This is a genomic window from Streptomyces sp. NPDC004752, assembly GCF_053601275.1.
In genome coordinates, this window is record NZ_JBSGBN010000001.1 from 211,223 (window position 1) to 236,829 (window position 25,607).

Below are 25,607 nucleotides of genomic sequence, written 5' to 3' on the forward strand. Positions count from 1 at the left end.
GAATCGGCAAGTCGCTATACGCCATGTATAGCGAGACCAGCTCACCATACACGGCGTATGGTGAAGTCATGCATCGCTCAACCACGCGGCAGACCGCCCAGCGGGGTACCCCACCCGCTTCCGACGCCGCGACTCCCCCGGACACTGGCCGGGCCGAACCCGTGCCCCGTAAGAATCTGCGCGCGGAGCAGAAGAGACTCACACACCTGCGGCTCCTCGACGCCGCCGTCGAGGTGTTCGCCGAAAAATCGTTCCTAGAGGCGCGGATGGAGGACATCGCGCAGGCCGCCGGCGTGACCCGGGCCACCGTGTACGCCCACTTCCCCGGCAAGGCCGACATCCTCGACGCCCTCGTCGCGCGTGTGTACGCCTTGATGGAGGAGGCGTACACCGACCTGGCCGCCCTGCCGCAGTGGACCCTGGCCAGCGTGCGTGCCTGGCTCGACAGCGCGCAGACCCGCTGGGAGGAGGTGGCGCCGATCCGCCGCGTGGCCAACGCCGCGGCCCCGGCGGCACTGCGCAGCATGGGCGCCCGCCGCGTCCAGTACGTCGAGGCGCACGAGCGCTACGTCGGCCTGCTCGTCGGGCAATCCGAGCGCTGGCGGGGCGTCGACCCCGCGGAAGCCCGCCAACGCGCCCTGATGGCCGTGCTCCAGACCGAGTCGTTCTTCTCCGCCTGGATCGCCGTCGGCTGGCCCCTCGACACCGCCGACCCGCTCCACTTGCTGGCCGACTCCCTCTGCCACCTCCTCGCCCCCGCGCTGGAGAACGACAGCACAGGACCCTCTGCTGCGGTGAACCGTTCCGAGGCCAAACCCGCCTGACCTTCATCACCTCGTTCACACCCACAGCAGCCTCACCCCGAACCGCTGTCGGATACGCCCGTGCCTCGACCGTTCGTCAGTCCCTGTCATGCCTCTTTCTCGCCGTGCACGGCTGTGTATTCGGCGGCCAGCCAGGTGCCGAGGTCGTCGATGAGCATTCCCAGCGCTACCGGATCGGCCGAGGGGGCGCGGCCGATGGACGCGGCGATACACATCTGTCCAGCGCGCTTCGGGTAGTACCGGCCGAAGAGTTCGGCCGACTTGCCGAGGTCGCTGGTCCAGCCGCCCCATCGAGGCATGATCAGAGTGAACCCGGTGCGGACGATACGGCGAGCGACGACGCGGCTGAGGGTTCGACGGTGTGCGTCCGTGGTGGCTTCGGCGGCTTTGGCACGCCAGCGTGGCAGCACGCGGGCGAGGTCGCCGTTCGTTTCACGTGCGAGCAGGGTTGTGGGGCGGTAATGAGGCAGTTGTTCTGCGAGGTCGGGGCCGAGCAGCGGGGTGCAAAGACAGGCAATGAAGAATCCGCCGTCGTAACGGCTGGCATCACTGAGCAGAGCGCATGTGCTGGTCAGCAGGATCCCGACGCCATTGATCTGGGGGAATGCCTGGTCGAGTGCGGCCTCGATCGCTTTGGCGTCAGCGCGGTCGGCTTCAGTGGGCTCGTCATGGAGAGCGAGCTGCAGATCGAGGTCGGAAACTCCGGGTGTGGCGGTGCCGCGGGGAATGCTGCCGTAGAGGTAGGCACTGTGCAGCCGCGGGCTCTCGAACGTCTCGGCGATATGACTGCGGGCCGCGTCGACCACGGGCCCGAATAGTGGCGGCACTCGGTCCAAAGCGCCTTCACGTGCGATTGTTCCGTCGCCGTCCAGTCCTCGTTCGTTCATGAGGCGATTGTGCCGTGTGCTGTCGCCCACCCCGAACGGATTTCTGAGACGATGCGGCATCATGCGAGCGGATAGGCGGTGGTTCAACGCCCCGTCGATCGCCCAACGGCAGGCCAGGGCTGCTCAGCCCAGTCGACGATTTTTCCGGCATAGGTTGGATCCTGACGGAACGTGCCCAGCAATTACGCGTACCCGGGCACGTCCGTCTTCGGGCTCGAATCAGGCGTTGTCGGTCTCGCGATCGTTTTCGGGTTCGGGTTCGATCTCGCTCTGCGGGCGGTGCGGCACGGCACGTAGACGCGGTGGTACACGGTGCTGGGCGAACACATCCAGGACCGATTCCCGCTCCTTGATGACGTCGACGCGGTCGCCGTTCACGAGCACGGTGCAGGGGCGCGGTACACCATTGAACTGCGTGGAGGCGGTCTCGGCATACATGCCGGCGTCCAGCACGGCCAGGATGTCACCCCTCTTCAGCTCCGGCATGGGGCGCTCGCGCGAGATCGGGGAACCGGTGCACAGCGGGCCGACGACCGTGACCGGCTCGACCGCGGGCGTGCGGAGGCGGTTGGCGGCCAGGACGTGATAGTTGCTGCCGGAGGTTTCGATCCGCATCAGGTTGTTGATCGAGAAGTCGGCGTTGACCCAGATCCGCCCCAGGTCACGTTTGATCTGTCCGACCGTCCCCAACAGCACACCGGCATTCCCCACGAGATAGCGCCCGGGTTCCACCCACAGCTCCGGGAGCGGAAAGCCCAACCCGTTCAAGCCGGCGATCAACTCGCGGGTGACCGCCCGGATGTGGTCTTCGACCCTGTTCGGATTGAGCTCCCGGTTGCGAGACTCCGGGTCCCGTTCGCGGGCGAACCCGCCGCCGATGTTGAGCAGGCGGGGAACAAAGCCGGTATGTTTCTCGAGCAGACCGATCGAACCCACGAGCTCGCGCGCCCAGGCCGTGTTGTAGTCCAGGTCCGGGAGAAGCCGACCCAGGTGATGGTGATAACCGAGCAGATCAAGCCCCGGCGTGTTCATGATGGCCGGGATGAGCCGCGCGGCACTCTCGACGGAGAAACCCCACTGCGCGCCCTCGATCTTCTCGGCAAGGGATCGTCCAGCGCTGTCGATGTAGTCCGGAGTCCGATCCGTGAACTCCGCCGGGATCGCGCGCAAACGCAGACAGACACGAACAGACCGACCCAGCTCCCGCGCGATTTCTCGAAGGAAGTCGATCTCGTCCTCCCCGTCGATGTTGATGACCAGCCCGAGTTCGGCCGCAGCACGTAGGTCACGAGGGTTCTTGTTGCTGCCGTTCAACACGACCGAATCTGGCGTGGCGCCGCCGAGGAATGTCGCGTAGAGCTCGCCTTCACCAAAACAGTCACCCCCGGCTCCTTCTTGGTGGAAGATCGCTCGTACCGCGAGGTTGTTATTCGCCTTGATCGCATAGAGGATCTTTGATTTTACCGGCCAGGCGGCGGCCATGGCACGGGCCACCCTGCGGTAATTGGCTCTCAGTGTCCGCTCGGACAGCACATAGAGCGGACTGCCGAACTCTTTCACCAGCTCATCGGCCCGCCGGCCTTCCACCATCAGGCAGCCATCAACGGCCACACTCAAACTGTCGGTTGTGGTGAGAACAGGTGAAAGGGCATCGTGTCCGTAGCCGGAGACAGGGTCGGCGAATGCGGAGGATTCAGACATGGCAGCTCCGTTTCCTTGGTGAAATGAGAACTCAGCTTGCTTTCAGGGCAAAGCCTTGAGGTTTTCCATAATGTGGAACGGGTCCGACCCCACCGTGCGCCATGGCACCGCCTCACAGTCGGAATCTCGGCGCGTGACCGTCCCGCGAAGGGAAGTGAGGCCCACCCGTGTCCCACTGCCAGGCTCCTTGCCCCTGCTTGACAGCCACAGTCAATGCACCGCACCTCCAACACCGCATCACGCAATTCGCAGTTTGAGGTATGATTTTCTTCATCATCGTAGACAAGATGTGCGGTGTCAAGGGTGGAAGGTGTGGGTGTGCCGGGTTCCACGGGCCGGGATGCTGCCGCTTCTCCTCCGGCCTGGTCCCCGTCGGGTCGGGGTACGGCCCGTGCGTGCTGTGAGCTGCTGCCAGTAGCTCGCGAACGCCTTCGCCCAGGGCAGGTCCAATTCGCCTCGATGCTCAGCCGGCGGCGGAGGGCGTGCCCGGCGAGACAGGCGGGCAGGCGGGCAGGCGGGCAGGCGGGCAGGCGGGCAGGCGGGCAGGCGGGCAGGCGAAACCCGCGCGGCCGTCTTCACGTCACGGGCCGACCGCGCTCGGTCATCGCCGACGGAGTCGTAGGCTCACCCGCCGCCGGGAGGGCGGTTGTACTGCTTCGTCAGCGTCGACCACCGGCCCGTAGCAACTGCGATGCCTCGACGATCGAGGCGAGGTGGCTCAGCGTCTCCCGTACATCGCGGTCGATCTCATTCCGGACCGCGTCGGCATCGTGCTGTTCGAGGGCGACACACACCCGTTCACGCCAGTCCCCGCGCAGAGAGGTCACACGTTGCATGTAGTCCGGGTACAGCAGGGTCAGATAGGGACCGGTGCGCAGCCACAAGCCCTCGATGATCTGGATGAGATAGGGCATGGCGCAGGCGCGGTACAGGCCGAACTGGAACTCGTACACGCAGCGCAGGTCCGTCTCGTAGTCCTCCTGCTCGCGGGCCTCCCGCAGCTGCGCGCTGATCGACCGGAGCCTGGTGATGAGCGAAGCATCACAGATCTCAGCGGCTCGCGCCGCAGCCAGCCCCTCTACAGTGGCCCGAATATCCCGCAACTCTCGAATGTCAGCGCCGGTCAGTAGGGGCACCCGGGTCGAGCGGTTCGTCTCGGCCACCAGCGTTCCGTTGGCCACCAGCCGGTACAGGGCCTCACGCACCGGTGTCGGGCTGGTGCCCTCACGGTCCGCGATCTGCCGGATCGTGATCTTCTCGCCGGGCGCGAACCTCCCGCCGCGCAGGTTGTCGCACAGGCGCTGGTAGATCTGCTCGCGCAGAGCCTCGACAGCCTGGCCGTTGCCGTTTTGAGACTTCATTCATCCCCTCAGTACACGGTCTTGACACTGCACACTCCGCCTATGATACTCGGCCAAACCGTACCTCAAACCGAGTTGTCTGATCGATGATGTGACCGGGTGGCCGTGACCTGATTGAGGGGACCACTTCGTCGAACGTGTTGTTGTCGACCTTCACTGGGCCAGGAATCCACGACCCGGGCGCCGGCCCGGCTTGCCGCCACCGCATCCCCGTGGCCGTGATCCCGCCGATCCGAAGCAGAGAAGGCCGCATATCGGAAATACCCGGAAGACGTCAAGGTTTACAGGGAAACGAGAAATCGTCGAGTCGGCCCGCTGATTAGTTTCAGCCCTCTGGATCACATGCTGGTCGTCGAGTAGCAAGGAATTTTTTATGCGCTTCGCCGTTTCCGCTGACACCGGCGGTACCTTCATCGACGTCGTCGTCCGCGACGAGAACGACAACCACTACATCGGCAAAGCCCTGACCACCCACAACCGGGTCTTCGACGGGATGCGCCAGGCACTGGATCGCATCGGTGAAGACCTGGGCATCTCCGCGCAGTCCATAGCGGCGAACACGGATTCGTTCATCTACGGAACCACGCGGGCCACCAACGCGATCGTGAACCGTACGGTGGCCAAGACCGCGCTGTTGACCACCGAAGGATTCCCCGACATCCTCGTGCTCAAGGAAGGCGGCAAGCGGGACGTCTTCGACTACACCACCGAGTACCCGGACTCTTATATCCCGCGGCGCAGGACTTTCGAGGTCCCCGAGCGCGTCAGCTCGGAAGCGCGGATCACCAAGGCGCTCGACGAAGACGCCGTGCGAGGCATCCTCAACCAGCTTCGTGAAGAAAACTACGAGGCGGTGGCGGTGTGTCTGCTGTGGTCGATCGTCCACCCGGCGCATGAGTTGCGGATCGCAGAGCTGATCGAGGAGATCCTCCCCGGCGTTCCCTACACCCTCTCGCACCAGATCGCGCCGATCGTGCGGGAATATCGCAGGGCCTCTGCCACAGCCATCGACGCTTCCCTCAAACCGCTGATGCAGAGTCATTTTCGCCAGCTCGAATCGGATCTCCGTGACTTCGGCTACACGGGTCAGCTGCTGGTTTCGTCCAGCGTTGGCGGCGTCATGACCGTCGAGGAAATGATCGCGGCACCGATCAATGCCGCGAAATCGGGGCCCGCGATGGCTCCGGTTGCCGCCGTGACGTTCTCGACAGCGGAAGGCTTCGGCGGCGACACCATAGTCTGCGACACCGGCGGTACGACATTCGACGTGGGTCTGTCGCACAACTCGGAACTGGTCCACAGCCGGGAAACATGGTTGGGCGGTGAATGGGAGGGGGATCTGCTCGGGATTTCCTCCGTGGACATCCGCTCGATCGGCTCCGGCGGCGGTTCCATCGCCTGGGTGGACGACGGCGGGCTCCTGCGCGTCGGCCCGCACTCGGCCGGATCCGAGCCAGGGCCCGCGTGTTATGGGCGCGGTGGCACCGAAGCGACCCTTTCCGACGCCGCGTGTGTGCTGGGCTTCTTCGACCCGGACCATTTCCTCGGTGGCCGCATGGACCTGGACACCCCCGCAGCCCAGAAAGCTCTGGACCGGGTGGCGAGGAAACTGGGCCGCAGCGTGGACGAAACCGCGTGGGGAATTCTCACCCTGGCCACCGACCATATGGTCAAGGCCGTCTATGACATGACCATCTCTCAGGGCCTGGACCCCAAAGAGAGCACGGTGGTCGCCGGGGGAGGCGCCGCCGGCATCAACATCATGCAGATCGCCGCGGAGTTGGGCAGCAAGCGCGTCATCCTCCCCAAGACCGCTGCGGCGCTGTCCGCATCGGGGATGCATTTCGCGGATATCGTCAAGGAGGAATCGGCATCGGTCATCACCCGGTCGGACACGTTCGACCTGGAGCGTGTGAACCGGACGCTGGCCGGGCTGGAAGACAAACTGTCGGCTTTCGCCGCCCGAATCGGTCTGCCCGAGGACCGCTGCACCATCGAGTACTTCACCGAGGCCCGCTACGAGGGTCAGGTGTGGGACATCGTGACGCCGGTCCCCGTCAGCAGGTTCCACAACGATGAGGACGTAGCTCAGCTCCGTAAAGCCTTCGATGACGAACACGAGCGCCTGTTCGCCTTCCGGGACGACTCGGCAGGGCTGGAATTCATCAGCTGGAAGGCCCGGCTCACGGCTCACCTGGACACGCGGCATCCTCCGGTTCCGAAGGTTTCCCGAACCCACGGCGCTCCCTCGAAAACACGCAGCTGCTTCTTCGGGCAGGCAGGGCGGATCGATACGGCCGTCTACCTCTCCCAGGATCTGCGTCCCGGCCAGCAAGTCACCGGGCCGGCCATCATTCAAGAGCCCACGACCACACTGGTCGTCTATCCGGGAATGGCCACGGAGGTCAGCGGCTCTGGCAACTACATCCTGCACGTTGCTCCGGAAGGGAACATCCACTGATGTCCGGCGATACTCTGGATACTCCTGGCAACAAGGAGTTCGATCCGATCCTCACCGCGATCCTGGCCAACCGGCTGGACGGCATCGTGCGGGAGATGACCACCACCCTGCTTCGCTCGGCCCGTTCAGCTGTGATCAACAGCGGGCGCGACTTCTCCTGCGCGATCGCCACGGCCGACAGCGAACTGCTGGTGTGCGCGGAGGGCATTCCCGTGCACATCTTTGGAGTGCAGTTGCAGGCCGCGAATGTTCTGGCCGCGCACCCGAATCTGGCCGAGGGTGACGCGTTCCTCGACAACAATCCCTATGGGGGCAACTCCCACGCCGCGGATCATGCGGTGCTGGTGCCGGTGTTCGTCGAGGGTGAGCACATGTTCACCGCCGTGGCGAAGGCCCACCAGGCCGACACGGGCAACTCCGTCCCGACCACGTATCATGCCGCCGCGAAGGACGTGTACGAGGAAGGGGCGCTGATCTTCCCGGCCGTGCGGGTGCAGCGGGACTACACGACCAACGACGACATCATGCGCATGTGCATGGCCCGTATTCGGGTACCGCGCCAATGGCATGGCGACTTCCTCGCCGCGCTCGGGGCCACTCGGGTCGCCGAACGGCGGCTGAAGGAGTTGTGTGCCAAGTACGGGAAGGATGTGGTCAAGCAGTTCATTCGGGACTGGTTCGACTACTCCGAGGATCTCATGCGTCATGCCATCGAGGCCCTCCCCCAGGCAACGTTGCACAACACTGGTCAGCACGACCCGTTCGAGCCGTACTTGCCCGAGGGCCTGGCGTTCCAGGTCGACATCGACATACAGTCCGCCGACGGACGCATCGCGGTCGACCTCACGGACAATGTGCCCAACGTCGACTGCGGTTTGAATCTCACCGAGGCCACCACCATGTCCGCCGTCTACAGCGGCATCTTCAACGGTCTGCATGTGCGGGTGCCGAAGAACTCGGGGGCGTTCCGCCGTATTGACGTCAAGCTCAAGAAGGGCGCGGCCGTAGGGATCCCGGAGTTCCCGCACAGCTGCTCGGTCGCGACGACGAACCTCGCCGAACGGGTCACCAACTGCGTGGGCGCGGCCTTCGCTCAACTCGGCGAGCCCTACGGAATCGCCGAGGGGCCGGTCGGGCTCGGCGTTCCGCACGCGGTGGTCGCCGGTTTCGACTCCCGGATCGGTGACCGGTTCGTCAATCAGATTCTCATGGGTGCCGCAGGCGGACCCGCCAGCCCAGCGGCCGACGGCTGGCTGACCTGGAACCTGCCGAGCTCGGCCGGTCTCACCTACCGTGATTCGGTAGAAATCGACGAGATCAAGATGCCGATCCAGTACCGGCACATCCGCATGCTCACCGATGCCGGCGGGGCCGGCAAACACCGGGGCGGGGCCACGGTCGATCTGGCCTATGAGTCCAAGGAGGACGGTGTCTCGGTCATCTATCCCTGTGACGGGCAGGTCAACGCGCCCCAGGGGGTGCTCGGCGGGCGCGACGGAGCCCTGGCCGCCGGGTGGTTCATCGACGCCGACGGCAAGGAAACGCTCCTGCCCAACAATGCCACGGTCAAGCTGGACAAGGGCGAGGCCGTGCGCGGTGTCGAGTGCTCCGGCGGAGGATACGGTGATCCCCTCGACCGCGATCCGCGGCGCGTGCTCAAGGACGTACTCGAACGCTGGGAAAGCACCGACCACGCGCGCGAGGTCTACGGCGTGGTGATCACCGGCAGCCGGGAGGACCTGACTGTCGACGAGAACGCGACGGCCGAGCTGCGGGCCCGGCTCCGCGAAGGTGTTCGCGATCATCGGTGACGGGAGACCGTGCCCCGGCCCGGTATCGTCCCGACGGCAGGCTCCCGCCCCAGGAAATCGCTGACGGATCCGGGTGATTCGCTCGTCCCCGGCATGCTGCGCCGGCCTCGACCGGGCCGGGCAGCGGGCCCCTGCCGAGCACCTTGCCGGACTGGGCCGGCTCCACGGCATCAGCCACCAGTCGCATGACCGCCGGGTACTCCGCCGGCAGCATGTCCGCGTCCATCCCCCTCGTGGCCTGGGACCAGCCGCTTCCTGCCCGCCCCGGACGACGTGGTCAGCTGCTTCAACTCCGTATCCATGACCGCCTCCCCCGCCTCCCCCGCCTCCCCCGCCTCGACCGCGCGATCGGTCCCGGCGAACCGGCCGATCACACCTCCGCGACCTCCAGGGCCGCCTCAGCCACCGTTTCTGCTGGTTCCTCGCGCAGTTGCTCGGCCCGATCGGCCACCACGATCCGCCGCCGCATCACCCACGTCACCACCCCCGACACCGGTCGCTTTCTCCCCGACCGCGAACTCCCCGATCCCTGCGGACAGTAGACGCCGACGAGAACGCCGACATGTATCTCCGGCGAACCGGCCTCGACAGTAGATGACCACCTGCTGTCCAACCGGTCACATCACCCCCGTGACCAGCAACTTCAGAATGAAATGATCTCGCGGTCGGCACCAGGGAACCTTCAGCGACGTCATTGTTCCCCGACGGAAGCGGCGACTTCTTCGCAGACGAGGCAGCCACCAGCCTCGACAAGACCCCGTGTGGCATGTGCAGGTGCCAGCGGACGTAGCGCAGAGAGCCGACCGCCTCATCTCGGACTTACCACTCGACGGAAGGACACGTGTCACTGCGGTCACCTGGGTGACGGCAGGGCCTGCCTGCGGTGGAACGGGAAATCAGATCGGAAGGAAAACGATGGTCACCAGGACAGCATCAGATACGAAGAGTTCGAACGGGTCCGCCAGAACGGCGCGAAAGGCCCTTGCTGCAGGCACTGTTGGAAACTTCGTCGAGTGGTATGAATGGGCGGTATACGGATTTACCGCGCCGACGATCGCGACCCACTTCTTCGCCGAAGGCGATAAGACCGCAGCCCTGCTCGCCACATTCGGAATCTACGGCATTGGCTTTCTGGTACGCCCACTGGGCGGGTTCTTCTTCGGGAACCTCGGTGACAAGATCGGCCGACGTAACATCTTGTCCGCTGTGATCCTGATGATGGGTGTGGGGACGACGATCATCGGTCTTCTGCCGACCTACGGCCAGATCGGCCTGCTGGCTCCGCTCCTGCTGCTGGTGGCCAGGCTCATCCAGGGTTTCTCGGCAGGCGGTGAATTCCCCGGCGCGAATTCGTTCATCGTGGAGTACGCGCCGGCCGAGCGCCGGGGATTCTGGGCAGCCATATCACTGACGTCCACCGTGCTGCCGACCATAGCCGGCGCCCTTACAGTGCTGGCGTTCACGTCGTCGCTGTCGCCCGGCGCCTACTCTTCCTGGGGCTGGCGCGTGCCTTTCCTGATCGCGACGCCCTTGGCGCTCGTGGGCCTGTGGATCCGCCTCAAGATGGAGGACACTCCCGAGTTCCAAGAGGTGGAGGCGACAGACACGGTGGAAAAGCTGCCGCTGGTCCGCGCCATCAAGGAGTACCCCAAGCAGATCGTCTACGTTCTGGCTTTCAGCGCGGTCACCGGAGTTGTGTTCTATATCGTGAGCGGATACTTCGTCACCTTCTTGACCGTGAACATCGGTATCTCCCAGACCGCCGCGCTGCTGTCGACCGTGATCGCATACTCGCTTTTCCTTGTCGTCGCCCCGGTGTTCGGTCTACTGAGTGACAGAGTGGGAAGAAAGCCCGTACTGTATACGGGCTGTGCCACCCTGGCTGTCCTAGGTGTTCCCGCGTTCTCCGTCGCACAGGCAAGCAGTCTGTGGTCGGCCGTCCTCGGCCAGGCCATGCTGGTTCTGGGCGTCGGCATAGTCGGAGCAGGCATGGCGGTCACCCAGGCGGAAATGTTTCCCACCCGAGTCCGTTACAGCGGTGCGTCGTTCGCGTACAACATCGCCTACACCGTGTTCGGGGGAACCGCGCCGCTGCTGTGTGCATTCCTGGTCACACAAACCGGCAGCCGACTCGCCCCGGGCGTGTACGTCGCCGTGCTTGCCGCGGTGGTGTTCTTCTTCGTGCTCGCTGCTCCCGAGACATACAAGGTGTCCCTGAGCGAGGGCCCGCAACCCAGGCGCCACCCGGGACAATCGGCAGTCATTGCCAACGGGCAGGACAGGGTCAGCTCCTGATCGGTGGCGCTCAGACGCCATCTGCTCACCGCCCGGCGGGCTTGACCTATCGAACAGGGCTCTTGCCCAGGTAATCCGGCGGCAGCCGGGACATGACAGCGGGTCCTCTTGGCCGCTCGGGGTTGCGATCCCAACCGATCCCGACCGAGCACCGCCAAGAGGCCCTGCTGCCATAGCCAAAAGCATGGCACCCATGCCCTATCTCTGGTCTTCGGCAGCTTCGTGTGAGTGCGCATCGTTGTACCGGAAGGTCACCTTCATCCGGTCCCCGCGACCCTTCGACGTGGTGAACAGGATCGGTTCGCCGTGTTGCGTGTTGTCCAGGCCCTCTGATGCCAGGATGGGGTAGCCGACAGCAACATCGAGTTGGTCGGCGTCGCGGGGTTCTGCGAGTTCGCTCCAGTAGGTGCGGTACGCCCGGCGCAGTTCGATGTCGTAATGATCACGCAGTACATCGAACAGCGATCCAGTGCCTTCCGTCGAGGGCCAGTAGGTTTTCAGGCGCGGTAGCCGGCTGCGGTCGATCCAGATGGTGCTGAGGCTCCAGGGAATTCCATCGACGTAGCGTACGAGTTCATAGCGGATCAGGCGCTCGGTCGTACCCAGTTCGGTTTGGATTCGCTTGTCCGCAACGGTGCGGACGTCGAGGAGATGGGTATCCGTGGTCGCGCCGTGGACCGAGATGTTATGGGTGAAGCTGGGCACGGCCCCGATGTCGAAACGAACCTTGGTCGCAGCGGGGAACGTGCCGTTCCCCTGCTTCACCTCGATGACGCCTCGCCGGGCGAGCTCGTCCAGTGCCTGCCGGACGGTGAGCCGGTTCACTCCGTATTCTTCGGCGAATTCGAGCAAACTCGGCAGACGCTTACCCGGCGGGAACTCTCCGGCCTTCAAACGGCCTTCAATGATTTCGCTCAGCTGGCGGTAGAGCGCTGTTCCGTTGTGCCGGTTGAGGTGAATGCTTGGCATGATGCTGGTGGGCTCTTCTCGGGTGCTCGGGGGCCGGTGGCGACTTGGCTGGGGTGGTCAGCCGGTGTGCCGATCGTCTCCGCGTGGATCCAGGACAACGTTGAGCTCAAGACGCCTTGGGGCACGGTCCAGTGCCGCGAAGAGTGCGTCGCGGACCAGTTCGACCCGCCGGTCCATCTCCTGCTCATCGATAACTTCCCACGGAACGTCGTGGGGTATCCGGTTGTCCGGGATCGGATCATCCAGGTAGCGGGGCTTGATGAATCCGTGGATATGCGGAACCCAGTTTCCCAGCACCTCCCAGTTGAGCTTGTGCGGCTGGAACGCCTCCTCGACGGCCGCAGAACTCAGGAGAAGGTCATTGAAGTAGCCGCCGGCTTCGGTCGCCGGCAGGTGATGCAGCTCTGTGGCGTGCGTCTTGCTGATGAGCATGCATATCCCTCTGACATATTGGTTGGGAAAAAGCAGCAGTCTTGAGGCAGTGAGATCAGCGATGTAGCGCCCCTTGGTGACCTCGCTGGGTCCGACCTCGATCTCGGAGCACATCATGCAGTCGGAGTCCGGCTCGGGACGGAACGCGTCGACTGTATTCGTCTCGGGCTTTCCGCTGACAGTCATGGAAGCAGCTCCTCAAGCGTGGTGGGGGTGCTGGACCGGCGTGGTGGTCATGCGCTGTCCGTCGGCGTCGAAGTAGTGCAAGTGCGCCGGCCGGGCATGCATCATGAGCGGTCCGGATGGTCGGACTGTAGCGGGGACGAGTACGCGGGTTGTGCCTGCCTCGGTCTCGATGCGCAGCAGACGGTCCCGTCCGTGCAGTTCGCCGGCTGTGACGGTCCCGGCGAACGTGAGGTCGTCACTGTGGCCGGGACCGAGCTGAAGATCCTCGGGTCGAACACCGATGCTGTGGGCACCGCGGTAATCGTAGTCGGCGGGAAGCCTGTTCACCGGAAAGAGGTTCATGGCTCCGAGGAAACCGGCGGTGAAGGTGGTGGCCGGCCGGCTGTAGACCGTGTCCGGTGCGTCGGCCTGCTCGACCTGTCCGGCGTTCATGACGACGAGGTGATCGGCGAGGGACAGAGCCTCGATCTGGTCGTGGGTCACAAACACCACGGTCATGCCGAGTTGCCGCTGCAGCGCCGACAGTTCGGTGCGCATGCTGGCGCGCAGCTCGGCATCCAGGTTGGAGAACGGCTCGTCCATGACGAGCACGGCTGGACGGCGGACCAGGGCGCGGGCGATGCCCACACGTTGACGTTGTCCGCCCGACAGTTGAGCGGGGCGGCGGTCGAGCAGTCCCTCCAGTTTGAGAAGCGCGGCGATGTCGCTGGCCGCCGCCCGCCGCTCTTGTTGGGGTACACGGGTCATGCGGAGCGGGAACTCGATGTTGCCTCGCACGGTTTTGTTCGGGTACAAGGCATAGTTCTGGAAGACCATCGCGATTCCGCGCTCTTCGGCGGCAAGCGCGGTGACATCGCGGCCGTCCAACTCGATCGTGCCGGTGGTGGGGGTCTCCAGGCCGGTGATGCAGCGGAGCAAAGTGGTCTTGCCGCACCCGGAGGGGCCGAGCAGCACAGTGATCCGGCCCGCTGGAATGGTGATGTCAACGTGGTCCAGTGCGTAGCCTGCCTCTTTGTCGAAGGACTTGGCTATTTTCCTGCAGTGGACCGTATGACCGAGACCTGAGTGGCCGGGACGTTTGCGCGACGTTTCGGGTCCCGATGACTGCTGGGTGTTCGCTTCGGTCACTTGGACTCTTCCAGGAGGGTGGATGCTTGCTTGGCCGCGTCGTTGAGTGCCTGGCTGGGGCTCTTCGAGCCGCGCAGAGCGAGAATGATTTCCTGTTTGAGCTCGTCGCTGATCTGATTGGACTGCGATCCGGTAAACGTGAATTGGTTGATGGTGTCTGCGAGTTGCTGGTTCCCCGGCGCGTAGAGCGGATTGGTGAAGAAGCCGCCCAGATATTTCTTGTCGCGGGTGGCCACCTGATTCACCGAGGAAAGTCCCGTGGATTTCACGAGTGTAGTGATCGCGGCTGGACTCACCAGGCGTGAGATGACATCGAATGCCTTCTTCTGACGCTGCGCATCTTGATCGAGAAGGACTATGCTGCCGAGTCCTGCGACACATCGACGGGTGCCGCCGTCGGGGATGGGCATGACCGCGGTGCGGAGGTCGAACTTCGATGCCTTGGCAATTCCGACGATTTTCGCCGAGCTGGTGTACAGCATGCCCAGGTCGCCTCGCCCGAAGGCGTCCTCTTCTTGTTGGCCGGTCATGGTCTGGCCGAGGCCGTCCTTGAACAGCTTCGCCCAGAACTGCAGTGCCTCGACACCTGGTTCTTCGTTGAAGGCTGGTGTCATGCCATCGGCGGAGGCCATCCTTCCGCCGTTGGAGTACAGGAAATTCTGGAAGATGAAGTTGTTGCTGTGGTCGTTGCCGAAGGTGACGCCGTACTTGGTCGTCTTCGACTCGACCAGTTGCTGGGCGTACTGGCGGACTTCGGAGAACGTCCTCGGTGGCTTACGCGGATCGAGACCCGCCTTGGTAAAGGCATCCGCGTTGTAGACCAGAATGCAGGTGGAGATGGAGTAGGGCATCGCGTAGAGCTTGCCGTCGACCTTGCAGAGGTCCATGAGGTTGGGAACCATCTGCGCCTGATCGAAACCGCTGGACGAGATGAGGGGGCCGAGGTCGACGGCTCGCTTGGCCGAAACATACTTGCCAAGGTTGTAGCCGCCGATCATGGCGAGCGAGTCGTGCACCCCGGCGGCCAGGTCGGACTGGACCCGCTGATCGACGGAGTCGAAGTTGCCCGGCGTCTTGACCAGCTTGACGGTGCCGGCCGCGTCGGGACCGTAGAGCTTCGACAGCAGGGCCGGCAGGAATCCGTATACGGCGTTGTCGATCACGACGAGTTCCAGCGGATCCTGTCCTGTGCTGGATGAGCCGCCGCCACAGGCGGCCACAAGTCCGCCCAGGCTCAGGGCTCCGGCGCCGGCCAGCAGCGTGCGACGAGAGATATCGACAGACATGCTCAGATACTCACCTTCGGGATGTCGAAGCGGGATCAGTCGAGTCCGCGAGCGAGAGCCAGCCCGCGAACGAAGTGTTTTTGACAGGCCAGGAAGCCGAGAAGAAGTGGGATGACCGCCAGGGTGGCAGCCGCCATCTGAGCCCCGTAGTTGGAGCCGGACTCCTGGGATGCGAAGAGTGAAATTCCGTACGGTACGGTGCCGTGGGTGTTGCTGCGGAGAATGAGGGAGGGCCAGAAAAGATCGTTCCAGTTGTAGATCACGCTGAAGACGGCCAGCGCAAGGATGGCCGGCTTGACGTTGGGAAGAACCACCCGCCACACCATTGCGATGGGGCCGACTCGATCCAGCCGCGCCGCATCGAACAGGCTCTGCGGGATGGAGAGGATGAACTGGCGCATCAGGTATATCCCAAAGCCAGTGCAGGTGTAGGGAACTATCAGGCCGGCGATGGAGTCGTTCAGCCCGGCGTGCGCCAGGATCACATAATTCGGAATCGCGGCGACTTGGGGTGGCACGATAAAGCAGGCGAGCACGATCCAGAACAGAAAGGATTTGCCGCGGAATTGCAGTCGCGCCAACGCGTACCCGGCAGGAACAGCAGTGGCCAGCTGGCAGATAAAGATCAACCCGGTGACGAGAATGCTGTCGAGATAATACCGGCCTCACGGCGCGGCCTGCCAGGCGGCGGCAAAGTTTTCCAGCGTGAGGTGGGAGAGGCCAAGACTGCCGTCGAGAATGTACGGCTCGGGTGTGAAGGCGGAGCGGACCATGAGGTAGAACGGGAAGAGCATCGCAACAGCTCCCCCGGCCAGTACTCCATGAGTAGTGGTCAGGCGTGCGAGGCGGGTCGTGCGGCGGGACAGGGTCATCGCGCGCCTGCCGTTTCCCACCGTCGGCCGAAGCCGCGTAGCTGAACAAACGTGGCAGCCAGGACCAGCAACAACAGAAGCACACTGATCACCGACCCACCGCCCAGATTGCCAAAGGTGATTGCCTGCTGCCACACCAGGAACGACAGCGTGGTACTGGCACGTACCGGACCGCCCGCCGTCATGACCTGGACCTGGTCGAAGACGCTCAGCGCATTGCGGGTCGCCACCACGGCCGCGAACGCAAGCGAAGGCCCCAGCGCAGGAAAACTGACGTGCCAGAAACGCTGCCAGGCTCCGGCATGGTCGAGCCGAGCGGCTTCGACCAGATCAGGGTTCACGTTGTTGAGACCCGCCAGAAACATGATCATGGACGAGCCGATTCCTTGCCAGGCACCGACGAGTGCCACCGCCGGCAGCGCCCACGTCGTCGAACCGAGCCAGCCGCTCACACCGATGACGCGACCGAGCGTGGAGTCGATGACGCCGCTGCTCGGGTAGAACATCCACGACCAGATCACGGACATGGCGGCGAGGGTCGACGCGGCAGGCATGAAATACGCCGTGCGCCACAGTCCGGATCCCTTGCCGAGCGAGTTGATGGCCACGGCAACCAGGAGTCCGGCAATCACGATGACCGGCGCCGTGATCAGCCAGTAAAGAACTGTGTGCCACAGCGCGGGCAGCAACTGTCCCCCGCGAACGAGCGATTGCACATTGCCCAGGCCCACGTAATCGTGCGAACCGGCCAGCAGATCGTAGTGGAACAAGGACAACACGGTCACGATGCCCACGGGCAGCAACACGAACAGGGTGAGCAGGAGCATCGCAGGCGTGAGCAGTATGTAGGGCGCGCAAGCCCGGATGATCCTTCGCCGCCGGGACCCACTTCGCATTGAGTCTTCAGGTCCGCCGGCGTCGGCGTCGCCAGAGGAACGATTGATCTTCTTGCGCCGGTCCGCTGCTCGGGTGACGGTCACTGACCCATCCCGACTACGGCAGCCGGCAGCGTCGTTGCCTCGGCGCCGTAGTGGTCGCCGTCAACGGTGGCCGGCACACGTGTGTCACCAAGGGCCGTACACGTCGCGTCAGTCACGGGATGCCCTCCTTCTCTGAAACGTGCGATCCAAGGGTGCGGTGAATTCCTCAGCGACTTTCCCGCACCCGGGAGCCGCGGCGGGCGACTCTCGCATGACTGGTTCCGTAACGTCTGATGAACGAGACGTCTAGACGGCTAACTGTGTACTACGGTCCTGCCGTGAGCAAAGCTGCCATCCCGAAGACCCCCCTGGACAGGGCCGAGCGCCTGGCCGGACTGGCTGCCGCCGCACGTACCGCACGGCCGGCCCTGATCGACCTGGCCGACGAGGTACTCACTGCCGCGGACGCCGTGATCGTGGAGTACCCCGAGCCCTATGCCGCACCGCTGACCCTGCACACCGCAGTCGGCGAGTCCGACATGGGTGCCGCCGTCGTGACACGTTGCACGGTCCGGATCGACGGCCGCACCGGTTGGGGCCTCGTACTCGGATGGGACCGGCGCGCGTCTCTCGCCGCAGCGGTCCTGGACGGCCGGGGCGGCGAGAAGACCGACGCCCTGGCCCGTGAAGCCCTCGCTGCCGAACAGGAAGCCCGGCAGCAAGAAACCGACCTTGTCCTACTGACCCGAACGGAGCCTGCATGACGTACGCAACACAAGAGGTCGTGGACGGACACGATCACTTTCGGGCGGCGATGGTCGCCCTGTCCTATCCAGGCCGTCGCATCCCCATCGAGAACGCGCCCGACACTCCCCAGGACCGCATCGGCCGGCAGATCCTGCGCGCGCTGTACGACGACGGCGCGCCCGTCACCACGGTCACCGCAGAAGGAACGACGACCGGCGCAACACCCGAAGAAGCCGACGTCCTCATCGTGGACGGCAACACCTCCTACGGGCTGTTGGACCGGATACCACGCGGCACCGAGGAATACCCGGAGCGTGGCGCAACGGTCATCTATCTCGTCGAGGGGCTGCCGGATGCGACGCGGCTCCAGCTGACCGGTCCCGGCGTGGACGGAGACCTGGAGGTACGCCTGCCTCTCAGCCCCGACGATGTCGCCGCCCGTAACGCGGCCTGTCAGAAGTGGCCGACGGGTATCGACCTTCTCCTGGCCGGTGACGGTTGGGTCACCGGCCTGCCGCGCACCACGTCCATTCAGCGGGTGGAACGATGAGCTACTCCAGCGTCAAAGAGGACACCGCCGCGATCGCCGCCGCACAGAGACTGGCCGCGGGACGTCAGACCCCAGGAGCCCCGGGCGCCCTGGCCACACAGCTCCCCCTGTTGCTCGACCAAGTACAGGGCGAGGCCGGGCTGTTCGCGCCGGACCTGGCCGAGCGCGCGCTCATCCAGACACAAGGGGATGTCGGCCGGGCAGTAGGTCTGCTGCGGGGCTGGGCCGCCGTCCTGCCCCGCCTGGCCACCCCCGTGCTCAGCGCTGAAGACGTACGGGTCGTGCGGCGATTGACACCCGCTTTTCGCAATCCGGAGCACGGACAGTACCTCGGTGCATCGCCGGATCACGCCTCGCGACTGCTTCAGACCGACGACGAGCCCGCTGCAGAACCGGCTGCGAGCGAGGAACCAGTCGCAGAAGCGGTGGATGACCCGCCCGGGCAGAATCTGCCCGACTTTCCCCGCGCGATGGCGGACCTTGAGGCCAGCGGTACGGTCAAGCATGACGCCGGGGCGCACTCCGCCTCGCACAGCGCTCTGCTTGCCGCGCTCGCCCAAGGGGACACCGGTGCGCTGACGACGATCGCCTATGCGGCCGCGCGGACCTTCGGCAGCCAGCGTGAACCGATCATCGGAGAGCTGCGCGCAGGCTACGCACCCGTCCAGGTCGTCCTTCCGGACCTCGGTGTGCCGATCACACTCGGCGAAGTACCTGTCTGCACTGCCGAGTTCGTCGTCGGACACCGGCATACCTCATCAGGTCAGAAGGACGCTCCCGCCGGCCGGTTCTATCTCGGCGCCGGCACGACGATCGGGCATCTGGAGCGTCGTTCGATAAGCGCCGCTCTGCTCGATGCGACATGCAGCCGGGACGGCGCTGCGGACGATGTCGGTCTTGGCATGTTGGCAGACCCGGAACTCCTCGTCCCACTGCTTGACGGCGCGGCGGCGTGCGGCCACGTCGAACACTTCAAACTGCCACACCATGTGCAGTTCCAGTCCCAACTCGATCCGGACGCGCCCGCCGACGATTTCTTGGAGGATCACGAAGCGTGAACACGATGCAACTGCTGGACCAACAGCCTCCTGCGGAGGCCGGCTACCGGTTCGGCTACCTGGACGAGCCATCCAAGCACGTGATCCGGCAGGCAATCCTCAAGGCCATCTGTCTCCCAGGACACCTGGTGCCGTTCGCGTCCCGGCATATGCCGGTTGCCCGGGGTTGGGGCAGCGGCGGACTACAGGTGACATTGGCCACCATCACGCGAAACGACACCGTGAAGGTCATTGACGAGGGCGACGACGAGACCGCGAACGCGATCGGGCTGCGTGACCTCATAGCCCGCACCTGCGGTGTGGACACGACGACCGATGCCGGCAAGGCAACGGTCATTCAAAGCCGCCACCGGATCCCGGAGACAGACCTCGCCGAAGGACAAGTGCTCGTATTCCAGCTTCCCTACGGGGACCCACTGCGGTCCATGACCTCGAATTCGATCGTGATGAGCCCCAGCGAACGCCGACGCATGCACGCGGAGGGCGACTACGACCAGGTCTGGCTGGGGTTGTTCGAGCAGACGCTGCAAGCAGGCCGAGCCCGCTCCAGTCTCAGTCATCCGGTGGAGGTCAACGGTGGATACACGGTCACCGTGGCGAGCCCCCGCTGGGACCTCCCACGACTCAACAATGCCCGGTTCATATCGTTGTTCGGCATGGGTCGGGAAGGATACGTATTCGCCATCCCCCCCTACACCAAGGCTGTCCCCTTGAGCTTCGAGGACCGCCCGTTCGTCATCGAGAGTTTCTCCCAGCCCTGCGACCGTTGTGGCAGCACATCCTCATACCGCGTCAAGCAACACGTCAACGGCACCGAGGCGCTGGTCTGCACCGACGTCGACGCCTGCACCCGCCGGCAGGTGTCCGCGTGACGGATCCGTATCTGCACGTGGACCAGCTCACCATCCGCTACGGAGCAGGCTGCCCGAGCTGCCGCGACGGGCTGGGTCCGGAACCGAACGTGCCCTTGTGCTCGTACTGCGGGAGCCTCACCGGATGCCGCGACGTCACCTTCACCGTGGACCGTGGCGAGGTGGTCGGCATCGTCGGCGAATCCGGGTCCGGTAAATCGACGCTGCTGCGGGCGCTCGCGTTGGCAGTGACCCCGACCTCCGGAACGATCAGCCTCGGTGGGCAGCGCATCAGTGACCTCGCGGGCCGCGCCCGCCGCCGAACACAGATCACCGACATTGGTGTCGTCGAGCAAGCATCCAGCGACATACTGGACCCTGGGAACTCTGCTCTGGCCAACGTTGCCGAACCCCTGCTGGCACGAGGATGGCGGCGCTTCGACCGGATCCGCGCCGAAGCCACGGCACGGCTGGAGGAGACCGAGATCCCCGGCGATCGCATGCTCGAACCCGTCCACACCTTCAGCGGAGGGATGCGGCAGCGCGTCCAGATCGCCCGGGCCTTCGCCGGCGCACCCCAGTTGGTCCTGCTGGACGAACCCACCAACGGACTCGATGTGTCCGTGCAAGCTCGCGTACTCGACCTCATTCGGCGCCTGGTCGCCGACAAGGGCACGACGATGCTCATCGTCTCGCACGACCTCGCCACCGTACGCATCCTGGCTCAGCGCACACTGGTGATGTCAGCCGGACGAGTCGTCGAAGCCGGGATGACCGATCAGATACTCCAAGACCCTCAGCACCCCTACACCCAGCTGCTGGTGAGTTCCCAACTATGAATACCCTGAGCATTCGTGGGCTGAGCAAGAGCTTTCACAGCCACCTGCGCCATGACATCACCACAGTCCAGGTCCTGCGCGGTGTCGACCTCGACCTCGAACCGGGGACCTGCACGGCGCTCACCGGCGCCAGCGGATCAGGCAAGACGTCCTTGCTGCGGTGCGTTTGGCGCACGTACCGGCCCACCAGCGGAACGATCACGCTCCGCGCCCCGGGCCGTGAACTCGACCTTGCCAACGCCGATGACCAGGCCATCATCTCGGCCCGGCGCAGCGTGATGAGCAGTGTGACCCAGTTCCTCGACGTCATCCCACGCGTCCCCGCCGTCGACCTGGTCGCAAGCCGCGGCGCCAGCCACGAGGGCGCACGCGATCTGCTCCGGCGCGTCGGTCTGCCGGCAGAGCTTGTCGACCAACCGCCGGCAACCTTCTCGGGTGGACAGAAGCAGCTGGTCAATATCGCTATGGGCCTGGCCGCCCCGGGACATCTGCTCCTCCTGGACGAGATAACCGCATCCCTCGACCACACCCGGCGCTCCGATGTACGCGCCGCGCTACGCCGGCACAAGGACGCGGGAGTCACCATGCTCGCCGTCGTTCACGACAGCGACGCCCTCGGCACATTGGTCGACCGTGTCGTCGAACTTCGAGACGGAAAGGTTCTCACCGCATGATCAGCCTTCGAGCCCGTCGTATCGCCACTCCCGAACAGGAACTGCGTGGCCACTGGGTGACCATCGACGACGGGATGATCATCGGCGTGACGCCCGGGCCGATGCCCGGCGCCGAGCAGCTCGACCTCGGCGACGTCGACCTGCTCCCCGGACTGATAGACCTGCACTCGGACTGTCTTGAGCGCCACCGATACCCCCGCCCGAGCGCAGAGGTTGATCTTCCCGCCGCCCTGCTCGCCCTGGACGCCGAAGCCGCCGCCAACGGCATCACGACCAATTTCGTCTGCGCTTCCTTCGAGGAGGACACAGCCAAGGGCCGCACGAACAAGAACGCCCTCGATGTCGTCAGCACCCTGGAAGGGTGGAACCCGCGTCTGCGGGTCGACCACTACGTACATGCCCGAGTCGAACTGTGGCAGGCCGACCTCGACATCGTCCGGGAGGCGTTGACGCACCCCAGAACAAAGCTCGTGTCCTATATCGACAACCATTCGGCCGCCAACCGACCTGTAGCGCTCGACAACGTCCGGCACACGATCTGGCGTCAGACGCACCCGGATGACAACACGACGGATTCCATACCGGTCGGCATCGTGGAGGAGGTCCGCCGCTACGTCTGCGCTCTCGCTCACGACAGCGGTCTGGTCCTTGCCTCACACGATGATCCCACCCGCGCCGCCGTCATCACGGCCGCCCAGCTCGGTGCCGACATCATCGAGTTCCCCACGACATCCGAAGCAGCCGATGCGGCAGGCGCCGAGGGGCTCGCCATCGTCATGGGCGCACCCAATGCGGCTCGCGGCGCCTCGCGAGTGGGACGGCTCTCCGCCCGCGCCGCTGTGAAAACGGGGACACTGACCGCCCTTGTCTCCGACTATCACCCCCCGTCCCTGCTCGCTGCGATCTACGCGCTTGAAGACAGCGACATCTGCTCGTGGAACGATGCGGTCAAGCTGGCCACCACGGGACCGGCCGGCCTCGCACGCCTGACTGACCGAGGAGCCGTCACACCTGGTCGACGTGCTGATCTCATCGCAGTCGCCAGACATGACAGGTACCCGGTTGTTCACACCATGTGGCGAAACGGCGAAAGTCGGCCGGCGGCGCCCCTGGGAGCCAACCATCGCTGACCGAAAACTCATCTCACGCATTCTTGCCCGGCTTGCCCGGCAAATGGCATGAAAGGGAGGACCGATGGCTGACCCATTCGAACAACAAAGTCCCACTCCTCTACCAGACACCCCTCGGCAGTTCTACGTTGGCGGCCGATACCATGGCGAACCCGGCAATCGGGTAATGGCCGGGCAGATGTACGTCGAGGAATGGCAACCGAAGGCACCCCGACAACCGTTCCCGCTCGTCCTGGTGCAGGGCGGTGCACAGACCGCGACAAACTGGATGACCACACCAGACGGCCGACCAGGCTGGAAAGATATCTTCCTGAGCCACGGCTTTCCTGTGTATCTCATCGACCAGCCCGCGCGGGGCCGCTCCGTCTGGCATGACGGCATCAACGGCACACAGATACGTCTCACTGCCGAGACCGTCGAGAAGATGTTCACCGCCACCTCACGACTTGGGCACTGGCCACATGCCCACCAACACACGCAGTGGCCCGGCACCGGACGCATGGGCGACCCCAGCTTCGACGCGTTCTACGCAACCCAGGTGCCCTACTTGGCGGACTTCGCAGAGACCGAGAACGTCTTCCGCGACGCCGCTGCGAACCTTCTGGATCAGATCGGTCCAGCCGTGGTGGTCACTCACTCTCAAGCCGGCTCCTCCGGCTGGGTTCTGGCGGACGCCAGGCCGGGGCTTGTCCGCGCCATCGTTGCCGTCGAGCCTTACGGCCCTCCGTTCGCTCCCGCCGGCGCCGGCTTCCAACGGGTTGACGCCATGCTTGAGAACGCTCCGCGAGGTAATGCCGACTGGGGGATCACTCATACCCCGTTGACGTACCACCCGCCGGTGACTGATCCCGCGGAACTACGCACGACGTGGGAAGCCCAGACGCGCGGTCACCATGGAGCAGGCAGTCAGCCACCCGCGGCTCTGCCGAAACTGACCTATCTGGCTGATGTACCAACGCTCGTCCTTACCGGTGAGGCTTCGTACCACTCCGATTTCGACCACCTCACCGTCGACTATCTCCGGGCAGCCGGTGTACCCGTCACCGCATGGCAGTTGGCCGACCATGGCATTCACGGAAACGGTCACATGATGATGTGCGAAGAGAACAACGCCGAGATCGCGAACCTCATCACGAAGTGGCTCTCGGACACCGTGACGGGCGCGGCGGCATGACCGACACGCTGGTCCGACAGATTGCCTCGGCTCGTACGCCGCTGTTCGTCCCAGACAACCGATGCGACCGCTGCACCAAGGCCGCCGCCAGCGGTACGGGCAGGTCCTCGCCGCACCGCATGCACCGCATGCACCGCACGTACCTGCCGGACTCCGGTTCCGCACAAGCCGCACAAGCCGCACAAGCCGCACAAGCCGCACAAGCCGCACACGAGCACAGCATGCCAACCGTTGCAGGAGGTGACGCGGTATGAGCGGCCGGATCTCATGGCCGGTGCCCGAGCCGCGTCTGCCCTCCGACGTCCACCCCGTGCTGGCCGCCGCGACCCGAGCCGCTGCGAACGCCTTCCGTAGCGCGCGCGAGACCTACGACCGGGCCCAGCTGGCCGAGAAGGTCCAGGTGGGCGCGGACGGCACGCCGACGATGCGGCTGGACATCCTGGTGGACACCGCGCTCGCCGAGGTCGCGGACGCCCACCGGATCAATCTGCTCAGCGAGGAACTCGGCAGCATCGACAACGGCTCCGCCGTCACCCTCGTCACCGACCCGGTGGACGGCACGGCGAACGCCGCCTCGGGCGTCCCGCTGTCCGCCTTCGCCGGCGTCATCGCGGTGGACGGCGTACCGGTCGAGGCGCTGACCTGCTGGCTGGACACCGGCCGCTGCTGGCACACGGTGGCAGGACAGCCGACGCCGTACCGCACCAGCGGACGCACCGGGCTGGACGGTGCGGCGGTGAGCCTGCTGCGGCCACAGCCGCACATCGCCGACGGCTGGTGGCGGGTGGCGACACGCGCCGCCAGAATCCGCGTCCTGTCGACGAGCTGCCTCGAAGCGATGCTGGTGGCCGAGGGGTCGACGGACGCGTTCGCCGACGCCGGCTCCGACACCCACCGGATCGTGGACCTGGCCGCCGCCATGGTGACCGTCCCCGCGGCCGGCGGCACTGTCGTCGATGTGCACGGCCGCACCATCGAGATCGACCCCGACCTCACCCGCCGCTGGTCAGGCGTGATCGCGGCCACCCCGCAACTCGCAGAGCAACTGGCCGAGACCATCCGCGGAACAGAACGGCGACGCCCCAGCGGCGGGTGACCACGCCGAACGGCATACACCCAGCTCAGCACGCCGACGGCGCACACCGACGGCGGCTGACAGTAGGTCGGGCACCGCGACGGGTCCGCGGTGCCCGACCCTCAACAACGTGATGACGCCAGCAGCGGACAGAGATATTTACTGAGGCTTCGGCACAGGCTTGCACATCACCCGGTCCGGCCGCAGTCGGCCGAGGGTCTCGGCCCACAGGCCGACGAGAAGAAAGGCCATGCGCGACCGCATTTCCAGCCGAGGTGTGTTGTGTTCCTTCTACAGGGAGTGTTCGATCGTGATGTCGGCCATCACATCGAGTGCTTTGGTGGACGCTTTGGGGCGGCGGACCGCGATGCCGACG

Annotated in this window: 24 protein-coding genes; 13 read left to right on the top strand and 11 right to left on the bottom strand. The window is 65.0% G+C overall.

What is annotated here, in order from left to right; genetic code table 11:
* The first annotated feature begins 68 nt into the window (after positions 1-68).
* Entirely contained in the window at positions 69-824 is a 756-nt protein-coding gene (locus ACWEKM_RS00895; protein ID WP_451618987.1) for a TetR/AcrR family transcriptional regulator, read from the top strand.
* Between the two features lie 86 nt (positions 825-910).
* On the opposite strand, the gene ACWEKM_RS00900 is transcribed toward ACWEKM_RS00895, so the two are convergent.
* The 3 genes from ACWEKM_RS00900 to ACWEKM_RS00910 all read right to left on the bottom strand — a co-directional run bounded on the left by ACWEKM_RS00900 (position 911) and on the right by ACWEKM_RS00910 (position 4,773).
* Positions 911-1,711, bottom strand: a complete 801-nt coding sequence (locus ACWEKM_RS00900; RefSeq protein ID WP_451618988.1) for a nucleotidyltransferase domain-containing protein — start codon at positions 1,709-1,711, stop codon at positions 911-913.
* A gap of 219 nt (positions 1,712-1,930) precedes the next feature.
* The gene (locus ACWEKM_RS00905; RefSeq protein WP_451618989.1) at positions 1,931-3,412 is read right to left on the bottom strand and encodes a diaminopimelate decarboxylase family protein; all 1,482 of its coding nucleotides are present in this window, start codon (positions 3,410-3,412) and stop codon (positions 1,931-1,933) included.
* A 659-nt stretch (positions 3,413-4,071) separates the two neighbouring features.
* Entirely contained in the window at positions 4,072-4,773 is a 702-nt protein-coding gene (locus ACWEKM_RS00910; protein ID WP_451618990.1) for a GntR family transcriptional regulator, read from the bottom strand.
* Between the two features lie 373 nt (positions 4,774-5,146).
* On the opposite strand from ACWEKM_RS00910, the gene ACWEKM_RS00915 reads away from it, so the two are divergent.
* Positions 5,147-7,234, top strand: coding sequence for a hydantoinase/oxoprolinase family protein (locus ACWEKM_RS00915; protein ID WP_451618991.1), 2,088 nt, complete (start codon positions 5,147-5,149; stop codon positions 7,232-7,234).
* A complete protein-coding gene (locus tag ACWEKM_RS00920; RefSeq protein ID WP_451618992.1) occupies positions 7,234-9,045 on the top strand; it encodes a hydantoinase B/oxoprolinase family protein in 1,812 nt (603 codons plus the stop codon). The genes ACWEKM_RS00915 and ACWEKM_RS00920 overlap by 1 nt, the downstream gene beginning before the upstream one ends.
* A gap of 370 nt (positions 9,046-9,415) precedes the next feature.
* On the opposite strand, the gene ACWEKM_RS00925 is transcribed toward ACWEKM_RS00920, so the two are convergent.
* Positions 9,416-9,538: a hypothetical protein gene (locus ACWEKM_RS00925; protein WP_451618993.1), complete on the bottom strand. Its 123-nt coding sequence runs from the start codon at positions 9,536-9,538 to the stop codon at positions 9,416-9,418.
* A 422-nt stretch (positions 9,539-9,960) separates the two neighbouring features.
* Between ACWEKM_RS00925 and ACWEKM_RS00930 the strand changes: the two genes are divergently transcribed.
* Entirely contained in the window at positions 9,961-11,340 is a 1,380-nt protein-coding gene (locus ACWEKM_RS00930) for an MFS transporter (protein WP_451618994.1), read from the top strand.
* 198 nt (positions 11,341-11,538) lie between these two features.
* Here ACWEKM_RS00930 and ACWEKM_RS00935 read toward each other — a convergent pair whose 3' ends face one another.
* The 7 genes from ACWEKM_RS00935 to ACWEKM_RS00965 all read right to left on the bottom strand — a co-directional run bounded on the left by ACWEKM_RS00935 (position 11,539) and on the right by ACWEKM_RS00965 (position 17,040).
* Positions 11,539-12,309 carry a GntR family transcriptional regulator gene (locus ACWEKM_RS00935; protein ID WP_451618995.1) on the bottom strand — a complete coding sequence of 257 codons (771 nt, stop codon included), beginning with the start codon at positions 12,307-12,309 and terminating at the stop codon, positions 11,539-11,541.
* A gap of 57 nt (positions 12,310-12,366) precedes the next feature.
* A complete protein-coding gene (locus ACWEKM_RS00940) occupies positions 12,367-12,927 on the bottom strand; it encodes an HIT family protein (RefSeq protein WP_451618996.1) in 561 nt (186 codons plus the stop codon).
* Positions 12,928-12,939: 12 nt separating this feature from the next.
* Positions 12,940-14,055, bottom strand: coding sequence for an ABC transporter ATP-binding protein (locus ACWEKM_RS00945; RefSeq protein WP_451618997.1), 1,116 nt, complete (start codon positions 14,053-14,055; stop codon positions 12,940-12,942).
* Positions 14,052-15,341 (bottom strand): ABC transporter substrate-binding protein, encoded by a 1,290-nt coding sequence (locus tag ACWEKM_RS00950; RefSeq protein ID WP_451618998.1) that lies wholly within the window; start codon positions 15,339-15,341, stop codon positions 14,052-14,054. The genes ACWEKM_RS00945 and ACWEKM_RS00950 overlap by 4 nt, the downstream gene beginning before the upstream one ends.
* Before the next feature lie 35 nt (positions 15,342-15,376).
* A complete protein-coding gene (locus ACWEKM_RS00955; RefSeq protein WP_451618999.1) occupies positions 15,377-15,970 on the bottom strand; it encodes a carbohydrate ABC transporter permease in 594 nt (197 codons plus the stop codon).
* A gap of 36 nt (positions 15,971-16,006) precedes the next feature.
* On the bottom strand, positions 16,007-16,135 hold the full coding sequence (locus tag ACWEKM_RS00960) for a hypothetical protein (protein WP_451619000.1): 129 nt from the start codon (positions 16,133-16,135) through the stop codon (positions 16,007-16,009).
* Positions 16,136-16,209: 74 nt separating this feature from the next.
* Entirely contained in the window at positions 16,210-17,040 is an 831-nt protein-coding gene (locus ACWEKM_RS00965; protein WP_451619001.1) for a carbohydrate ABC transporter permease, read from the bottom strand.
* A gap of 431 nt (positions 17,041-17,471) precedes the next feature.
* On the opposite strand from ACWEKM_RS00965, the gene ACWEKM_RS00970 reads away from it, so the two are divergent.
* The 9 genes from ACWEKM_RS00970 (at position 17,472) to ACWEKM_RS01010 (ending at position 25,252) form a co-directional block, all read left to right on the top strand.
* Positions 17,472-17,897 carry a hypothetical protein gene (locus ACWEKM_RS00970; RefSeq protein WP_451619002.1) on the top strand — a complete coding sequence of 142 codons (426 nt, stop codon included), beginning with the start codon at positions 17,472-17,474 and terminating at the stop codon, positions 17,895-17,897.
* On the top strand, positions 17,894-18,430 hold the full coding sequence (phnH, locus tag ACWEKM_RS00975) for a phosphonate C-P lyase system protein PhnH (RefSeq protein ID WP_451619003.1): 537 nt from the start codon (positions 17,894-17,896) through the stop codon (positions 18,428-18,430). Before ACWEKM_RS00970 ends, phnH begins: the two co-directional genes overlap by 4 nt.
* Positions 18,427-19,488 (top strand): carbon-phosphorus lyase complex subunit PhnI, encoded by a 1,062-nt coding sequence (locus ACWEKM_RS00980; RefSeq protein ID WP_451619004.1) that lies wholly within the window; start codon positions 18,427-18,429, stop codon positions 19,486-19,488. The genes phnH and ACWEKM_RS00980 overlap by 4 nt, the downstream gene beginning before the upstream one ends.
* A 5-nt stretch (positions 19,489-19,493) precedes the next feature.
* A complete protein-coding gene (locus tag ACWEKM_RS00985) occupies positions 19,494-20,360 on the top strand; it encodes an alpha-D-ribose 1-methylphosphonate 5-phosphate C-P-lyase PhnJ (protein ID WP_451619018.1) in 867 nt (288 codons plus the stop codon).
* The gene (locus ACWEKM_RS00990; RefSeq protein ID WP_451619005.1) at positions 20,357-21,178 is read left to right on the top strand and encodes an ATP-binding cassette domain-containing protein; all 822 of its coding nucleotides are present in this window, start codon (positions 20,357-20,359) and stop codon (positions 21,176-21,178) included. The genes ACWEKM_RS00985 and ACWEKM_RS00990 overlap by 4 nt, the downstream gene beginning before the upstream one ends.
* Complete coding sequence (locus tag ACWEKM_RS00995) at positions 21,175-21,852, top strand: ATP-binding cassette domain-containing protein (protein ID WP_451619006.1); 678 nt, start codon at positions 21,175-21,177, stop codon at positions 21,850-21,852. The genes ACWEKM_RS00990 and ACWEKM_RS00995 overlap by 4 nt, the downstream gene beginning before the upstream one ends.
* Positions 21,849-22,982, top strand: a complete 1,134-nt coding sequence (locus ACWEKM_RS01000) for an alpha-D-ribose 1-methylphosphonate 5-triphosphate diphosphatase (RefSeq protein WP_451619007.1) — start codon at positions 21,849-21,851, stop codon at positions 22,980-22,982. Before ACWEKM_RS00995 ends, ACWEKM_RS01000 begins: the two co-directional genes overlap by 4 nt.
* 64 nt (positions 22,983-23,046) lie before the next feature.
* The gene (locus ACWEKM_RS01005; protein ID WP_451619008.1) at positions 23,047-24,156 is read left to right on the top strand and encodes an alpha/beta hydrolase; all 1,110 of its coding nucleotides are present in this window, start codon (positions 23,047-23,049) and stop codon (positions 24,154-24,156) included.
* 250 nt (positions 24,157-24,406) lie between these two features.
* The gene (locus tag ACWEKM_RS01010) at positions 24,407-25,252 is read left to right on the top strand and encodes an inositol monophosphatase family protein (protein ID WP_451619009.1); all 846 of its coding nucleotides are present in this window, start codon (positions 24,407-24,409) and stop codon (positions 25,250-25,252) included.
* Positions 25,253-25,607: the final 355 nt, after the last annotated feature.

Bases quoted from the DNA above. Each gene is read 5' to 3' on its own strand.
- ACWEKM_RS00910 (WP_451618990.1), bottom strand. From the start codon at position 4,773: ATGAAGTCTCAAAACGGCAACGGCCAGGCTGTCGAGGCTCTGCGCGAG.
- ACWEKM_RS01000 (WP_451619007.1), top strand. From the start codon at position 21,849: ATGATCAGCCTTCGAGCCCGTCGTATCGCCACTCCCGAACAGGAACTG.
- ACWEKM_RS00980 (WP_451619004.1), top strand. From the start codon at position 18,427: ATGAGCTACTCCAGCGTCAAAGAGGACACCGCCGCGATCGCCGCCGCA.
- ACWEKM_RS00960 (WP_451619000.1), bottom strand. From the start codon at position 16,135: ATGCTCTTCCCGTTCTACCTCATGGTCCGCTCCGCCTTCACACCCGAG.
- ACWEKM_RS00930 (WP_451618994.1), top strand. From the start codon at position 9,961: ATGGTCACCAGGACAGCATCAGATACGAAGAGTTCGAACGGGTCCGCC.
- ACWEKM_RS00895 (WP_451618987.1), top strand. From the start codon at position 69: ATGCATCGCTCAACCACGCGGCAGACCGCCCAGCGGGGTACCCCACCC.
- phnH (WP_451619003.1), top strand. From the start codon at position 17,894: ATGACGTACGCAACACAAGAGGTCGTGGACGGACACGATCACTTTCGG.
- ACWEKM_RS00965 (WP_451619001.1), bottom strand. From the start codon at position 17,040: ATGCTCCTGCTCACCCTGTTCGTGTTGCTGCCCGTGGGCATCGTGACC.
- ACWEKM_RS00995 (WP_451619006.1), top strand. From the start codon at position 21,175: ATGAATACCCTGAGCATTCGTGGGCTGAGCAAGAGCTTTCACAGCCAC.
- ACWEKM_RS00950 (WP_451618998.1), bottom strand. From the start codon at position 15,341: ATGTCTGTCGATATCTCTCGTCGCACGCTGCTGGCCGGCGCCGGAGCC.
- ACWEKM_RS00985 (WP_451619018.1), top strand. From the start codon at position 19,494: ATGCAACTGCTGGACCAACAGCCTCCTGCGGAGGCCGGCTACCGGTTC.
- ACWEKM_RS01010 (WP_451619009.1), top strand. From the start codon at position 24,407: ATGAGCGGCCGGATCTCATGGCCGGTGCCCGAGCCGCGTCTGCCCTCC.
- ACWEKM_RS00900 (WP_451618988.1), bottom strand. From the start codon at position 1,711: ATGAACGAACGAGGACTGGACGGCGACGGAACAATCGCACGTGAAGGC.
- ACWEKM_RS01005 (WP_451619008.1), top strand. From the start codon at position 23,047: ATGGCTGACCCATTCGAACAACAAAGTCCCACTCCTCTACCAGACACC.
- ACWEKM_RS00935 (WP_451618995.1), bottom strand. From the start codon at position 12,309: ATGCCAAGCATTCACCTCAACCGGCACAACGGAACAGCGCTCTACCGC.
- ACWEKM_RS00940 (WP_451618996.1), bottom strand. From the start codon at position 12,927: ATGACTGTCAGCGGAAAGCCCGAGACGAATACAGTCGACGCGTTCCGT.
- ACWEKM_RS00905 (WP_451618989.1), bottom strand. From the start codon at position 3,412: ATGTCTGAATCCTCCGCATTCGCCGACCCTGTCTCCGGCTACGGACAC.
- ACWEKM_RS00920 (WP_451618992.1), top strand. From the start codon at position 7,234: ATGTCCGGCGATACTCTGGATACTCCTGGCAACAAGGAGTTCGATCCG.
- ACWEKM_RS00915 (WP_451618991.1), top strand. From the start codon at position 5,147: ATGCGCTTCGCCGTTTCCGCTGACACCGGCGGTACCTTCATCGACGTC.